Genomic DNA, 15,513 nt, shown 5'->3' with positions numbered 1-15,513 from the left:
GTGCGTTGTTTTTATTCCAATATTCCATCTGTATGTTCTATAAATGTTGAATAATTTCTATGACCTTTATTTATTCTGGTTTTTCCCATAATAGTTTTGTCAATTCTGCTTTTTAAATAATCACTCAAATTTTCGAAATGATTTACGTGAATGTAATTTATTCCAGATGCTTTGTACTTATTCATAATATGCTTATTGAAACTTGCCCAATTGAATTTTTCGTTTTTTCTTGATAATTCTATTTGTTTCCAATCTCCATAACGTTTAATTAAATAACTCACGTAATTTTTTTTCAATAAATCTTTCCCAAGAGCGTTTTCGGGAAGTTCAATTTTTTTCGTTTTTGGTTTTTTAAATAGTTTCGGAAAATATTTTTTTAGTATAGATTCACTCTCTTCTGCATATTTGGAAATTGTATCCCAACCCCAATAATAAATATCAAAATCACTTTTTCCACTCAATTCAGAAACGTATTCTTGTATTTTTGAATCATCTCTAAAAGTCGATGTGAAAATTAAACGCTCAAATTCAAAATTCAAGTTTTCTATTTTTATTAAGTCCGAGTCGATATCTGCGATTAGTTCTTTTCTTAATAAATCATCTTTTCGTCTTAAACTTTTCAACTTACATTGAATTACTTTCTTTGTTTTTAAAGAAAAAATATCAATTCCTTTTTGATTCTGACCTTTAGTTCCGAAAAGTTGGAATTCAGAATTTGTATAAGATTCAGTATTTTCAATTTCATTAAATAAATCACATATAAATTCTTCAAATTCACTTTCGTTTTTTAAAGCTGGTAATTGATATTTTGCCATTAATTTCTTTTTATTTACGGATTTTTCTCAAATAACGCACAACGTTGTTGTATAAGGGAAGTTGCGGTTTTGTCAGCGAGGAATTTCCGAAGGAAATTCAGAAGTTGATAAAGATGCAACAGCCTTTGTTTAAGCACTAATTTAGCAATTTTTTTTATACGGTGTTGTACTACGTTATTTTTCTTTTCAGTTTTTCATAACAATATTTTCGACTTTTTCTTCTATAAGACTTTCCTTTAATCATTCCGAAAACTTCATTAGTCTTTGGTAAATATTCCAATGTGCTTTCATAACAACTTCCAATAGCGTAATCATTGTCAGATTCATTTGGTAGTTTTGTTCCAGTTCTATGAGGTTTGTATGTTGCAAAAATATAAATTTTTCCAGTTTTAAATTCACGAATACTTGCTCTACAATCTGCTCCGTCAGTATCAAATATTTCAATAAATTTTCTTTCCTCTTTACCTCTTATAATTTCAATAATTTCCACTTTTATGGATTCTCCAGTTCCGTAATAAGGGTCAAATTTATTGTTTAAAGTTTCAGCAAAATATTCGTCATAATCTGTAAATCGTTTTCCATTTTCAGTATGATAAATATGTTCGATAATTTTTCCTTTAATAATTAATTTCGAATTATTAGCAATTCTTAAAAAATTCCCTCCCCATTCACAACTACAAGCTGTAACTTTTATAGAAATCAATAACATTATTAATATGACTGAAGTTTTTTTCATAATGTAGTACAACGTATTTGTATAAGATTAGTTGCGTGTTTTAAGCGCTAAAGTTAGCAAATAAAACACATATAGAAAGTCCGCGAGGACTTTCGTAAACTGGCTAAAACCAGCAATTAATTTTATACGTTGTTGTGGTGCGTTATTTTTTCTCTAAACTTGTTAAAACATATATCTTTTGTTTATTTCTAATTCGTTCAATTTTTGCTATATAAATTTCATTCTCAAGTAATCTTTCTTTCTGAGTCATTGGGTTTTTAATTCCACCAATAGTTATATCATTATAATTTAATTCTAAAAATTGTTTTGGAAATCTATACATAGCTATCTCATCTGTTAAAAGTGTAATTCTATTATTATTTTTCGTGAATAGCATATTTTTTAAATTATTTTCCCATAGGTTTTTATTAGCGTTAAATTTCCACCCGTAAGATATTTTATTCAGTAATTCTAAAGTCTTTTCTTCGTCTGTTGTATTTATTAGCTCAATTAAATCTGTTGCTTTAAAATCTCTTTCTTCTGAGTTCTTAAACTTTGAAATATTACTTTTATTTGTAAGTAAACCTATGTTTGCGGGATTAGAGGCAGAATAAACTAATCTTATTTTTTGTCCTTTATAAAATTCTTTAAATTCATATTGACTTATATCTTCTGTGGCTAAAACTTTTTTGCCCTCTTTAGTAGTAAATTCAACTGTAATTGTTGAAACGTTTACATTCCTTCTTCTTATGCTATAGTTATTGGAAGAACCAGAAATTACAGTTCCTTCAACTTCGACTTGCGATGCTTTTAAAAAATTGTTTTCACCGTTTTCTAAAACTGAAGAAAAAATAAAATATATGATGATAGCAGGAATAGGGATTAATATAAAAATCCCTGAGATTCCTTTACCGTGCTTCTTTTCAGTTTCTAATTCTTTTTTTATTCTATTTTCTTTCCAACTATTGTAATAAACCCAAGTATAAAGTAATGCTCCTGAAAAAATAATTGAGCCTAAAATAGAAAGTAAGGTTACATTTCCAAACCCTTTATTAGGTAAAATAAATATGTATATACATAGTGTTAGTAAAGAAATAAACAAACATATTCCAAAAATTATCTTTTTAGTTTTTGGAAGAGTAGTTAATCTTTTTTCGTAAATTCTTTGTTTAGCATATTCTATATATAATTCAGCATCTTTATCTGATAAGTTTTCTCCTTTTAAATAGTCTTTAATTTGATACTGCAAATCAGACCTTTCAATACGCTTTATTAAATTAGTTATTATTTTCTCGTTCATATCGTTTTTTTTAATGCACTACAACGTGATTGTGTATGTTTCAGTTGCGTGGTTTAAGCATTAAATTTAGCAAATAATTACTGAATAGAAAATCCGCGAGGATTTTCCCAAGTAGGCTAGAAGCTAGCAATTGAATATACACGTTGTTGTACGTAGGCTTTTATTGTTTCGCTCATTACTTCTTTCGGATATTTCCATTTCAATATTTTATTCGGCGAGCTATTCAACCCGCTATTTATTTTTCTAAACGGTAAGTTTTCAAAACTTCCGTATTCTATTTTCCAATGTTCTATGCTGAATATACAATTATTTAACGAACCATTCGCACTTCGGTCATTATTCGTTTCGCACAGTTTTATTTCGCCAATTATTCCTTTCAAAGTTTCGTAACCGATTTCAATTCCATCATTTTTAAATTGAGAATGAAGCGTTTCTGTAAAAATTCGAGTTATGTTATTCAATTCAGATGTTTTTATATCTGATAGAATTAACAAATATTTGGTCAGTTTGTTTACAATTAGCCAACATTTTTTTCTATCCACGTAAAAAATGGTCGCAACCCATTCGCCCAATATTTTATTTTCAGTTTCGTTTTTTTCCACAATCGATTTCGCAATTGTCTTTTCAAGTTTTCGAGTTGTATATATCTGGGTGAAATTCATTCAGTTTATTGGTTGTTAGCGTGATTTTGTATTATACTGATATAGGTTGACCTTTTTTTAGTTTAATTTATACCGTTCAAACAATTTTTTTTAGCCGTTTAGAAGGCAAAAAATAGTTTGAACTAGTTCTGTTGTTAAATCTTAAGTTCAGGTAAATTTACATTATTTTTTCGATAGGATTTGTATTTGATGTTAGGATTTAGATGGACTTCAGCAGGTTTTCTGAGATCTATGCTAAAATGAGTTCTCAAATTGTTATAAATATAGACGGCTTGATCTGTCATTTTTTGTGCTAATTCAGTGTTTTTAATGTTTTGTTTTAAACCATATTCATATTTCAAAGTTCTATTAATTCGTTCAGCTACAGCGTTTTCATAGGGATCGTATTGTTCAGTCATACTTATTATAATTCCATTTTCTTCAGCAAATGCTGTGTATTTAGGGTTACAGTATTGAAAACCTCTATCCGAATGATGAATAATTTTTTGATTGTGATACTTTCTGTTTTTAATAGCCATAGCAAGCGCATCACTGCAAAGCGATGTTCTCATATGGTTATCTATTTTATACCCCATAATTTGCTTAGAATAGGCATCTGTTACTAAGGCGAGGTAATTATGTCCATTCTCGGTTTTAATGTATGTAATATCGCTTACCCAAAGTTGTTCAGGTCGAGTAGGCACGTGGTCTTTAACCAGGTTTTTATATTTTTTGTACATGTGGTTTGAGTTTGTCGTTGTGATGTAATTTTTAGTTTTAGGAATCAAAAGATTATTAAGTCTGAGGAATCGATAGAATTTGTCTCTACCTATCTTAATATCAGCGTTTATAAAGTCTTTTTTAAGCTCAGCATAAAGTTTTATTCCACCAGTTTTAGAACCTACTTTTTTGCGGTATTGCTTAACTAATTTGATTAGTTTTTGATGGTCTACTTCTTGTTTTCGTTGTACTTTGAGTCTTTTGTAGAAGGCTTGTTTGCTAACCCCAAAACATCCATAAAGCCACTTTCTTTTATACGTGCCTTTTTCTTTAGCTCTATCTCTTTTGCTAATGTTTTGGGTAATGACTTTTTTGACATATCAACGCCTGTAATAAGTTCCATATCAGCGATAATGTCCTGTTGGAAGTCTTTTTGAAACTCAAGTTCTTCAATCTTTTCCTTTAGCTTTTTAATTTCATCGTTTTTACTCATACCTGTATTTTGTTGTACTAAGGTACTGTATTTTCTTAACCAATAGGTAATGGTTGTTCTAGGAACATCATATTTTTTTGAAGCTTGGTTATTGGATAGTTGTCCGTTAAGAATTTGGTCAACGACTAAAAGTTTGGTTTCTAAAGTTACTTTTTGATAGCTTTTTTTTCGCCAGTGTTCATTTTTTGTTTTCATAAGTGACTGTAATTAATTGCTTAATTTTTAGTCAACCTATTTCAGGAAAGTTCATTTTGGCAGCTTACGTACAACGTTGTTGTGTAAGGAAAGTTGCGTGGTTTAAGCACTAAAGTTAGTAAATAAAACACGAACCAAGAAAATCCGAGAGGATTTTCGTAAGTAGGCTTTTACCAGCAATTTTTTTTACACGGTGTTAGCTGACGTTTTTTTACTTTCCAAATTCATATTCCTCATATAAACTATTTAATTCATTCCTTTCTGATTCAGTTATTTCATATTCCAAATCACATAAAATTTCTTTAATTATATAATATTCATTAATATTTTTAATTTTTCCATTTTTAAGTACTCTTTTGGGAACATTTTTAATTTGAGAAGTCAATATATTTAATGAAGGTAAATTTTCAGAAATCAGACTTTCATTCAGCTCTATTTTTGATTCGTCTGTAAAGTGATTAAGTCCAGTTAGTGAATCTCTTAAACCTTCTTTTAATCCTCTTCTTGCTATAGATTCATTTTCTTTTTCCCAACTTTCTAAAACATTTATTGGCGAAGTTGGAGAATAAGAGTTCATTCCATAATATGGAGCTTGAAATTCCCAAATAACTTTGAAAACTTTTTTATAAAATTCATAATTTGATTTATTTATTTTCAATTTTATTTCATTTTGAATAAATCTTAATAATATTATCTGTTTCTGAAGTTTTTCATAAATGACAGCTAACGTGTTTGTGTATGCTTTGTTGCGTTGGTTTAGCGTAAATTTAGCAAATAAATACTGAATAGAAAATCCGCGAGGATTTTCGTAAGTTGGCTAAAAGAAAGCAATAAAATATACACGGTGTTGCACCTAGTTTTTATAGTTTATTTCTCTAAAAACTTTCTGAAGTGTTTCCTTTTCTCCATTTGGCTTTCTGAGAACCTTTATAAATTCAATCCAATTTCCATTTGAGTCATATTTATAATTCAATTCGTGAAAATATGGTTCTTTAATATCTGTTAAAATCCAATACATTTCAGTTGGATCATTCATTTTATTAGTTTTAACAATATATTTTTGATTAAAATTGCCTTTTGTTTCGTTTTCTAATTTTCCTTGATAATTAAATTCCATTAAAGTAAACTTACTATTTTTATAGTCATAATTTACCACTTGCATTCTTGTATCTTCTGTTCCAACAATCGTACTTTCAATTTTGATTGGAAAATTTAGTTTGTCATAAAAAACAATATATTTAAGATATACTTCTCCAGCATCATTTATTTTTTTCTTAATCTTTTTCTTTTTTTTGTATTCGTATTTAACTAAAGTTTCATACCATTTTCCACTATTATATTTTATGTTTCCTTTGTAATTTATAATTCTATTTTTAGAATCTAAATCGATTAGTTCTTTTGCTGATAATTCAGATTGTTTGAATTTTTCAATTTCAATTCTATTTTTAGTTTTAAAATCATAAACTATTTTTTCAGTCAAAATTTTTGATGAATATGCAAAAGTAGTGTCAAGAACTATAATAGTTTCAGGGTTTCCAAATTTAACTTTGAAATAATCTTTTGATGAAACTATTTCAGAAATTTCAGAATAAAAAGTTGGTTCAATTTCTTGACTTTGAGAAAATATCTGAATTGATAAAATAAGTAAGATAAATGGTGTAATTTTTTTCATTCCGTAAATTAGGTGCAACGGTTTTGGCTAGGCTTTGTGCGGGAAGAAAATCGCCAAGATTTTCGAACACGGACTAAGCCGAAGCTTTTTGTTTGGTTTTGTTTCTTTTAGTTTTAACTAAGCCAAATCAACAAGATTTGGCGGACTTAGTAAATATACACAAACTTTTGAGAAAGCACTAAAACCCGTATTAAGTTTAGCCGGTGTTAACTAATGCATTTTTTTTCAACATGAAATAAATGCTTAAAATGATATTTTTTAAAATAAGAATTTCAATATAAAATTAAGTTTTCACACAGCTACAATAATTTCTAACACGTTGCTCTGGTAAATATTTATCAAAATATGTTAAAGATATTTATTTACATAGATTTATCAAAAAGTTATAATTTCTCGGAATTACGATAACATGAAATCTAGACACTATTTATCAGATTAAGAAAATCTATCAAATAATTATTATTGGAGAGTTACGATTATTCAGATACGTACAGACTTAAGATTATCGTTTCTAAGCGATTTTCAACAAAAAATCATTGTCTTAAACGACAAAATAAAAAAACGGCGAAGCCAACCGTTAAATTCACTTAAAAGACTTTTTGAAAGCTACGATAAATTCAATATCAGATTTTAGAGGAAATTCTCAAAATAGGAGAGAAGAAGCCGTTTCAGAATTAAAGAAAATTTTCAAAATGGAAAAGTTTGAAATTATAAAACGCAGCTACGATTTTGTTTTAGTTAACGTTGTTGTATATGGTTTGTTGCGTGTTTCAAGCAACTAATTTAGTAAATAATTACTGACCAAGAAAGACCGCGAGGACTTTCGTAAGTAGGCGAGAAGCCAGCAATAAATTATATACGGTGTTACCTGCAGGCTTTTATGCTATTTAAATATCTAAGTATAATTGAAAGTATCCATTTAATTTCGTTAGTATTAAAACTATATTATTATAATTCCATTTTCTACCAATCCATTTTTCTGATTTTAATTCATCTTCATTAAATTCTCCATAATTATCTATATCTATTCCATAGATTTCAATTATAGAATTAATTAAATTGGTTAACTCAAATGAATAAATTCGATTATATTTAGATGATTGTTGACTTAATACAATTGTTGGTTTTTCATTCCCTTTTTCTGTTGGAAATAGAATTAGGATTTTATTAAAAAAATCAAATATTCGATAATTAAAAGTATAAGTTCTTAATAAACCGTCCTCCACTTTATTTTCAACATAATTTTCAGTTTTAATAATTTCGATTGCAACATTCAGGTCTGAAGAATAATCATCTTTTTTCAGGTATTTATTATAATACTCTACAAATTCATTAGGTTTTAAAACTATAGTTTTTATGTCAAGCTTTTCATAAACCTTTTTACATTTATTATAAGATTTATTATCATTGATTACATAGAAGTTACAGATTGAAGCAAAAGCAGAATGAAAACTATCTTCTGTTGTATTTGAAAATGTTTCTTTTCTTCCTTTTTTTATATTTACTTTATCTTCTTGATATCCATGCATATCAAGAGAAATATATTCATTCGTAATTTCATTAAACCAATCAGGTGAATACTTGTTTTCTAGAGATTGTTGGTTATTTGGAACACCTAATTTCTTATATGCATTATCAATATCTTTATAAGGATTTTTAGAATTGAATAGGCTATCTCTATTTATTCCTATAGCTGACTGTATCTGAATTCTTAATTTTTTATAATCATCACTTTCATTAAGACCTAAATTCATTTTACTAAAAGCATTAAAATAACCTTCCATTGTGAGATTATCTTTTAAACCAGGAAACATTTTCTCCATTTCTTCTGAACTTTCTGGATTTTTAAATGCATCTATTAAAGCTTTGTCTAAAGGAATTGATTTTAGTTGGTCTATGTAAATTTTTCCTAAATCTTTAGTTAATTCATTTTCTTTGAAAATATTTTCTAATCCATTTAAACTTATATCTTTAAATAAATCTTTTTCATCAATTCTCTGTTGAAATAGTTCTTTTGGGTCGTAATAATTTAAAATAGTTTTGTCCCTATTATTATAAAAACAATAGTTTTCAGTAAGTTGTGTAATAAAGTCTAAATCTGAATTTATATAATCTAATTGCTCTTTGGTATCTTTAAAACTTGAAAGTATATCACTTATATGAGAAGTGGAAAAAGGTTTGAATAAAAACTTGTTATTATTCACAATTTTAAATAGTTCTTTGTGGTTCCCGTTTTTCATTTGTGACATAACATTCCAATCAAAATAAACTTTTATCATATGTATTCGGAGTTTGGCTTTTTTCGGAGCTTGCAGGTAACGTTGTTGTGTTATGGAAAGTTGCGATTTTTATGAACGGCTATTTTCCGCAGGAAAATTGAAGTGAGTAAAAATGCAACTGCCTTCGGTTAAGCTAAAAATAAGCAATTTTTTATACACGGTGTTGGCATTTCGTTATTTTCTTCATTAATCTAAAAGGTTAGAGTTTCGCCATCCTTAGGTATCAATAATTGATTATCTAATAAACTTTTTTCTGAAGCAAATATTCTTAAGGACTTTCTTGTTGTTTTACAAAAGTCAATACAATCTAAATGAACAGCAATTACCTTAGATTCAGGTGCTATTTTTGTTAATTCTATCGTTTGTTTTTCGTCCATTAAAACAGGATAATCTTCAAAACCTGGAATGATTCCACCACCAGCATTTATAACAATGATTTCAGGCTTAAAAACCTCTACGGCCTTCTTTACTTCATTATTTAAAATACTATCACTTACAATATAAATTGTTGGTTCGTTTTCTGATTGCAAAATAAACCCCGATACTTGTCCCATATAAGGAAGAACTGAACCACTTCCATGTTTCCCTTCTATTCTTGTGATTGTGATGTTTTTCCAAGTAGTTTTATTGTCTATTATTTCAACATTTGAAAACTTTTGTTTTAAGAAAAAATTTTTATCAACTGGTGTACTAAATAATTTCACTCCTTTTGGCAATAACTCTCCTGAAAGTTGATCGAAATGGTCGGGGTGAGAATGTGTTACCAATACAGCGTCAAGATTACTGATAACTTCATTAACTGGAATGTTTAAATCTACTATTGGATTTCTTTTTAAACCTTTAACAAAAGGTTCAAATGTTTCCTTTGAACAAAGCATTGGATCAATTAACATTGTTTTTCCTGCGTAGTTAAGTTTTAAAGTTGCGTTCCTAATAAGTTGTATTTTCATTTTGTTTTTATTTTCCAATCATTACATCATATTCTTTTGGTATTTCCACCCCATTAAATCCATTTGTCAGCCCAAATAATATAACTAAGGTTAAAATTATTCCAATAATCAAAATTCCATAGGATTGCTTAATTGGTTCAATTCCAACTATTTTACTTTTTATTTTTTTTGAATGAACTGCTGAAATGTGCCCGAAAAATGAAATTATTGCTAGTCCATAATATGGGATGAAAAACAAATTTAAAGGGAATGTATTTAGTCCAGCAACTCCAAAATAAAAGTTAGTATCTAACTCCAAAATCAACCTGCCAAATAAAACTGCACCCATATGGAATAACAAAAAAAAAGCAAGATATAGCCCTGTCCATTTTTGTAGTTTGTCATTTAAATCAGATTCTGTTTTACGTTTCTTACGGTACAGTTTTATTCCTGAAAAAATTTGAATTACAACGGAAAGAAGTAATATAGTTTCAGCAAGTACATTTCTATAAATAATTCTTAAATCATTCATTAGTTCAATATGGGCTTCTGCTCCAAAAAGGCTATAAAAATGGTTAAGTAAGTGTAGTCCTATGAAAATTGAAATGGTAATTCCAGAGAAGTAGTGTAGTTTTTTTAAGTTCATTTTCATTTATGAAACATTTCTGACATTTTCCCTATATTTATTCCTTCTGCTTTTATGAATTTTATTTCACGCACAAATTCCATATTTCCCCAAAGGTATGTGTTCCCTTTTAAGCCTTTGGTTGTTCGCATTCGTCTATTTAGTCTTGAAATTTCTATTTCTGTTGCTTTTCTTTTTTCGCCTAATTCTCCATAAAGTCTAATCGCGGGATATGCACTAAATTTCAGTTTGTAAAGTGCTTTTATCCAAAACCATTTGCTGCTATTAACTCCTAGAACGCAGACATTTTTATTTGTTTTAACATTTTCGGGGATTTTTTTCGGAAATTTTTCAAAATAAAACGCTGTTTGGTCTTTATTTAAAAACAATGTTCCTATTGGTGTTACTGTTGGCATACTATCTTGTCAACAGATGCTATTGAAACGGATAAACTTGTTTTAAAACTTACATTAAAGTGTTTTTTAATAAGTTGCCAATTTTCTTTGATGTCCATTATATCTTCATTTGGTTGTTCTCACAAAACTCTTAATAAAATAGCTCAAAACTTTTGATATAAATCAAATTCGGCTATTTCTTTGCTCTTATTCGGCTTAAAGTTTCTTGTGTTATACCAATATATGAGGCAATATCTCCTAATGGGATGTGTAACTCTATTTTAGGATATTCTTTTAGAAGGAAATGATAACGTTCGTTTGCAGTTGAGAATTGAAGATACACAACTCTTTTTTGAAGTTGAAGCATTATTTTTGTTATGATTTTTCTTGAAAACCTTTCAAAATCGTGAAATTTATTTGATAGTTCTGTCAATTTCTCACGTTCAAACTCTAATATAATGCTGTTTTCAGTTAGTTCAATACAATGCTCACTTGGTTCTTTTAAGAAATAACCTGTTATAGCACAAATAAATTCATTATTGAAAGCAAACCAATCTGTAATTATTTTTCCGTCTTTTAAGTGATATGCTTTTGCACTTCCTTTGTAAATAAAATATAATTTGTTCGTAAATTTCTCTTCTTTGACTAATTGAGTACCTTTTTTAAATTCTAAAACTTTTATATTTTCTTTCCATTTATCAATTGTTTCATTTGACAAAACAGAATACTCTTCTGTTATTTTTTTGATAATTTCATTTAACATTAAGTTCTATTTTTAATGAATGCCAACGTTGTTGTATAAGATTAGTTGCGTGTTTTAAGCACTAAAGTTAGTAAATAAATCACAGATAGAAAGTCCGCGAGGACTTTCGTAAACAGGCTAAAACCAGTAATTAATTTTATACGGTGTTAGCACCAGTTTTTTTTCCTTCTTTTCGATATGTTATTATTAACAAAACCGATGCAATAATGACAACAAATAGTGCTGGTCTTAATTGACCTCTTTCCCCATCTAATAATGCTATTAAATATAAGAACACAAAGAATATTTGTATTAAAATATATTTCATTTTGTATTTTATTAGGTTTAAAGAATGACTTAAAACGACTAATCCAATAATTATTGCACTAAGACTTAATATCCAATTTTGAAAATGATAATGTCTAAGATTTATGTGTCCATTCCAACCTGTAACTTTTCTATATATATTCTCACCAGTCTTATTGTTAAAGTATTTAAACTCATAAACCCAAGCCATAAATGAACAAATAATTATAAGTAATGTCAAAAATAATGTCCAAATCTGATATTTATCAATTTTTTTCTTTTCACTCTTAATTACTTCGACTTCTAATGCGCTAAAAATAAGTTTAAGAGTTTTTTCTCTTGGTTGTGTTTCATTATTTTCAATTCGTTGAATTGTTCTTAGGTTTACTTTAGAGGATTCAGCCAATTCTTCCTGTGATAAACCTTTTTTTATTCTTATTTCTTTTATTCTTTTTCCGATTTCAGTCATCTTTAATTTAGTTTAATTTGTCTCGTAAAAATATTCCATAAATTCTCGTTTTATAGAGACTTCTCTACGACATTTATACGGCATTTTCGGAATTTATTGTTATTCTTGATTTCAATTGGTGCTAACGGTTTTGTATAAGAATAGTTGCGTGTTTGCGTGCGAGGAATTTCCGCAGGAAATTCAGATGTAGCAAATACGCAACTACCTTTGTTTAAGCACAAAATAGCAATTATTTTTATACGTTGTTGCCATTAGTTTTTTATTTCGGTCAATAGCTTTTCCGTTTTTTCAATCGGATAATATGTATTAATTAGTTGAACAAATAAATTTAAATTTCCCATTAGGCTTAAGTCATAAAAATCAGATACCTTTTTGTTTTCATCTATGATTTTTTTCATTGTCAATTGCGTTGCAATTCCGACAATTGAGCTTAAAACTCGTGTTTCTAAATTTCTCAATTCGCTGTAATTTACAAAGTTGGAATGCAATTTCTCAAATTTATCCGAACGATACCATTTTTTTAAATTGTTCCAATTGTTTTCATTTATTAGTAAACCGTGAAATTCTTTAGTTACTGGAATTTCGTTGATTATCAAATCGGTTCTTTGTCCGATATATTTTGTCGCATATTTGCCTCTTGTTCCAGGAAAACTTACAGACCTTATCGGACCTAATGAAATTCCAGATTCCGTTATTGTTTTTAAATCGTATTCGGATTTTTCTTCTTTATCAATACGGTTGAATGCATATATAATTCTACCGTCAAATTCCGAAAAATCAGTAAAGTCATAAATTTCCGCAAATCCAAATCCGAAATTGTGGTCAAGCTTGAATCTATATATTTTCCCTGAATTTTCTTTAATCACAGTTCTTTTCTCAAATTAATGGCAACGTGTTTATATATGGTTTGTTGCGTGGTTTAAGCAACTAATTTAGTAAATAATTACTGACAAAGAAAATCCGCGAGGATTTTCGTAAGTAAGCAATAAACCAGCAATAAATTATATATGTTGTTGGCTGTAGTACTTTATTCGAAAATTTCAAATACTTTCCATTTCAATAACTCAATTTTTCTTTCTGTATCATATTCTTTTGCAAATTCTGAAATGATTTTTAAATATTCTTTATCTGGACCACAAACTAAATTTTCGGCTTGTATGAAAGTTAGTATATCCACATAAATTGTACTTTCAGGACTAACTTTATTTACAATTTTATTACAAGTATTATATACTGTTGTGCCTTTTGAAAGAGGAAATATTGAGATTCTATTAAGTAATTCATTTTTTGAGTTTCCTTCTATAATTAATGGATTATCGGAAAGAAGGTGTAGTTGTGGACTGTTTTTAGGCGAATATGATAATTTCCAGTTTTTTGCAGTTTCTACTCTATTAACTTTAAAATAATCTTCCATTGACCTCATAATTTTTGAACTTTCCATAAATGATGGTTCATTAATTATTCTTTCAAACATTTCTATTGGAGCATTTTCTCCTGTATTTTTATTCCTAATACCAAAAAATGAGTTTTCTTGTTTTAAGTTTTTAATATATTCGATTGCACTTTCATCTTGAGAAGGTATTCTTCTATAAATTGTTGAAATAAATAACATTAATTGAAATACATCATAAGCAGTAAGTGCAATTCCGTCAAGGTTTTTAATTAGTTTTTTATAAGTTGGTGCAAATTGATTCTCTCCAAATCTATGTAAACCTTCGACAAAATCAGTTTTCTTTCCTTGTAATTCAAATGTGTTTCTGTTCCATTCAAAAAAGATTTGTTTGGGACTTTTTCTCCCATTTTCAATTTTACCTTTATTTTTATTATACACAGAAACTTTACCGTCAATTCCGACAAAGCCTTTTATATAAAATTCAGGTAAATAATGATGTCTTTTGGATAAAGTCACTTTTTTTGTATTACAGCCAACGTTGTTGTGTTAAGGAAAGTTACGTTTAAAGTGAACGGCTATTTTCCGCAGGAAAATAGGAGTTTACAAAAATGCAACTAACTTTGATTAAGCTAAAAATAAGTAATTTTTTTTACACGGTGTTGGCAACTGTTTTTTTTGTTTTCTTTCCACCTTTATTCAGCCATTTTATGCTTAATTTAATTCCTAATAATATACTAATTCCGTAAACAAATAATATCACGCCTTCTGAATCAAGTTTTTGATAAAAAATTCCAAAAAATACAGCTTTTAAAATTCCAGAAGTAGTAAACCAATAACCGCAAAATTGAAAGAAATTCAAACCTTTTGAAAAATTAAAAGAAATAGGGTTTTCGTTCCAATTCGGCTTTTTTATTTCAATTCCTACTAAACTCCAAAATTTTGTAATTAATGGTAAAAATAAAGTAGCGAAAATAAAAATTAAAACACTTATGATTAAATATGAGTCGTTCAATAATTCCGTATTTTTATTATAACCAGAAAAAAATATAGGAAATATACTAATTACAAAAATTGCAATACTTTTCATTTTTCCTATTTTATTCCAACTTTTCATTCTTTCTTTATAAAATGATTTTGTGAAATATTTTTTCATTCCGATTTTCAATTTTCAGATTTTGAGTGAGTAATAGTTGCCAACGGTTTTGTGTTATGAAAAGTTGCGAATTTTGAGAACGGCAAATTTTCCGCAGGAAAAATTGAAGTTTGCAAAAAAGCAGTAACTTTTAGTTAAGCTAAAAATAGCAATTTTTTATACACGTTGTTGTAAAATGCGTATTTAATTTTTCCATAATTTTATCGGATTCAGTTTTTATTATTTTTCCTTTTTTTCAATTCAGATTCTGAGTAATAATTCCGCAATTTTGATTTTCCACATTTTGCTTAATTCCGTAAACTTGCTAAATTCAGAGTTTGAGTAAGAATTCCAGCATTTTACTAAAATCCGCAATTTTGGTTTTTCAGAGTTTGAGTAAATTCCTTTTATTAAACTTCTAAAACTTTCCGATTTTTACAAATTTTGACGAGCGAGAAAGTGTTCCACTTTTTTCAGCTTTTACTTTTTCAGAATTCAGAATAACAAGCAAAAAAGCAAAAAGTTAATTTATAAAACTGACTTGTGTTTTGCAAAATTCAACCAGTTTTTTACAACGTTGTTGTATAAGCTTTGTTGCGTGTTTTAAGCAGTGAATTTACTAAATAAAACACGAACGGCGAAATTCCGAAGGAATTTCCCAAGTGAGCCAAAACCAGCAATAAAGTTTATAC

17 protein-coding genes and 1 pseudogene are annotated in these 15,513 nt (G+C 28.1%); 1 reads left to right on the top strand and 17 read right to left on the bottom strand.

Annotated features, from left to right (window positions below):
- Positions 1-11: 11 nt before the first annotated feature.
- The 8 genes and pseudogenes from PHEL85_RS16550 to PHEL85_RS16515 form a co-directional block, all read right to left on the bottom strand.
- Positions 12-815 (bottom strand): hypothetical protein, encoded by an 804-nt coding sequence (locus PHEL85_RS16550; protein ID WP_036827707.1) that lies wholly within the window; start codon positions 813-815, stop codon positions 12-14.
- Between the two features lie 169 nt (positions 816-984).
- Positions 985-1,551 carry a hypothetical protein gene (locus PHEL85_RS17495; RefSeq protein ID WP_156109279.1) on the bottom strand — a complete coding sequence of 189 codons (567 nt, stop codon included), beginning with the start codon at positions 1,549-1,551 and terminating at the stop codon, positions 985-987.
- Positions 1,552-1,693: 142 nt separating this feature from the next.
- Positions 1,694-2,830 carry a hypothetical protein gene (locus PHEL85_RS16540; RefSeq protein ID WP_036827704.1) on the bottom strand — a complete coding sequence of 379 codons (1,137 nt, stop codon included), beginning with the start codon at positions 2,828-2,830 and terminating at the stop codon, positions 1,694-1,696.
- A gap of 116 nt (positions 2,831-2,946) precedes the next feature.
- On the bottom strand, positions 2,947-3,492 hold the full coding sequence (locus PHEL85_RS16535; RefSeq protein ID WP_036827700.1) for a DUF6933 domain-containing protein: 546 nt from the start codon (positions 3,490-3,492) through the stop codon (positions 2,947-2,949).
- Between the two features lie 134 nt (positions 3,493-3,626).
- Positions 3,627-4,463 (bottom strand): annotated as a pseudogene (locus tag PHEL85_RS17830) (IS3 family transposase); the annotation flags it as partial.
- Entirely contained in the window at positions 4,421-4,879 is a 459-nt protein-coding gene (locus tag PHEL85_RS16525) for a helix-turn-helix domain-containing protein (RefSeq protein ID WP_036825498.1), read from the bottom strand. The pseudogene PHEL85_RS17830 and the gene PHEL85_RS16525, both read right to left, overlap by 43 nt.
- Positions 4,880-5,090: 211 nt before the next feature.
- On the bottom strand, positions 5,091-5,537 hold the full coding sequence (locus tag PHEL85_RS16520) for a hypothetical protein (RefSeq protein WP_036827697.1): 447 nt from the start codon (positions 5,535-5,537) through the stop codon (positions 5,091-5,093).
- 195 nt (positions 5,538-5,732) lie between these two features.
- Entirely contained in the window at positions 5,733-6,551 is an 819-nt protein-coding gene (locus PHEL85_RS16515) for a hypothetical protein (RefSeq protein WP_036827694.1), read from the bottom strand.
- Between the two features lie 599 nt (positions 6,552-7,150).
- Here PHEL85_RS16515 and PHEL85_RS17825 point away from each other — a divergent pair.
- Positions 7,151-7,333 (top strand): hypothetical protein, encoded by a 183-nt coding sequence (locus PHEL85_RS17825; protein WP_156109276.1) that lies wholly within the window; start codon positions 7,151-7,153, stop codon positions 7,331-7,333.
- 105 nt (positions 7,334-7,438) lie between these two features.
- On the opposite strand, the gene PHEL85_RS16510 is transcribed toward PHEL85_RS17825, so the two are convergent.
- The 9 genes from PHEL85_RS16510 to PHEL85_RS16470 all read right to left on the bottom strand — a co-directional run bounded on the left by PHEL85_RS16510 (position 7,439) and on the right by PHEL85_RS16470 (position 14,842).
- Positions 7,439-8,791, bottom strand: a complete 1,353-nt coding sequence (locus tag PHEL85_RS16510; protein WP_036827691.1) for a hypothetical protein — start codon at positions 8,789-8,791, stop codon at positions 7,439-7,441.
- Positions 8,792-9,021: 230 nt separating this feature from the next.
- Positions 9,022-9,780 carry an MBL fold metallo-hydrolase gene (locus PHEL85_RS16505; RefSeq protein ID WP_036828014.1) on the bottom strand — a complete coding sequence of 253 codons (759 nt, stop codon included), beginning with the start codon at positions 9,778-9,780 and terminating at the stop codon, positions 9,022-9,024.
- Between the two features lie 7 nt (positions 9,781-9,787).
- Positions 9,788-10,405 carry a hypothetical protein gene (locus PHEL85_RS16500; RefSeq protein WP_036828013.1) on the bottom strand — a complete coding sequence of 206 codons (618 nt, stop codon included), beginning with the start codon at positions 10,403-10,405 and terminating at the stop codon, positions 9,788-9,790.
- A 2-nt stretch (positions 10,406-10,407) separates the two neighbouring features.
- The gene (locus PHEL85_RS16495; RefSeq protein WP_052108627.1) at positions 10,408-10,800 is read right to left on the bottom strand and encodes a hypothetical protein; all 393 of its coding nucleotides are present in this window, start codon (positions 10,798-10,800) and stop codon (positions 10,408-10,410) included.
- 172 nt (positions 10,801-10,972) lie between these two features.
- The gene (locus tag PHEL85_RS16490) at positions 10,973-11,542 is read right to left on the bottom strand and encodes a Crp/Fnr family transcriptional regulator (protein ID WP_036827688.1); all 570 of its coding nucleotides are present in this window, start codon (positions 11,540-11,542) and stop codon (positions 10,973-10,975) included.
- Positions 11,543-11,678: 136 nt separating this feature from the next.
- A complete protein-coding gene (locus PHEL85_RS17490) occupies positions 11,679-12,296 on the bottom strand; it encodes a helix-turn-helix domain-containing protein (RefSeq protein WP_052108626.1) in 618 nt (205 codons plus the stop codon).
- 251 nt (positions 12,297-12,547) lie between these two features.
- Positions 12,548-13,162, bottom strand: coding sequence for a hypothetical protein (locus tag PHEL85_RS16480; protein WP_036827685.1), 615 nt, complete (start codon positions 13,160-13,162; stop codon positions 12,548-12,550).
- A gap of 161 nt (positions 13,163-13,323) precedes the next feature.
- Entirely contained in the window at positions 13,324-14,205 is an 882-nt protein-coding gene (locus tag PHEL85_RS16475; RefSeq protein WP_036827682.1) for a DUF4238 domain-containing protein, read from the bottom strand.
- Positions 14,206-14,338: 133 nt separating this feature from the next.
- Positions 14,339-14,842, bottom strand: coding sequence for a hypothetical protein (locus PHEL85_RS16470; protein ID WP_036821418.1), 504 nt, complete (start codon positions 14,840-14,842; stop codon positions 14,339-14,341).
- Positions 14,843-15,513 lie beyond the last annotated feature (671 nt).

Origin of the sequence: Polaribacter sp. Hel1_85 (assembly GCF_000766795.1) — a bacterium.
GTDB lineage: Bacteria > Bacteroidota > Bacteroidia > Flavobacteriales > Flavobacteriaceae > Polaribacter.
Note: the sequence above shows the minus strand (reverse complement) of the source record. Positions and strands in the feature narration are given on the sequence as shown.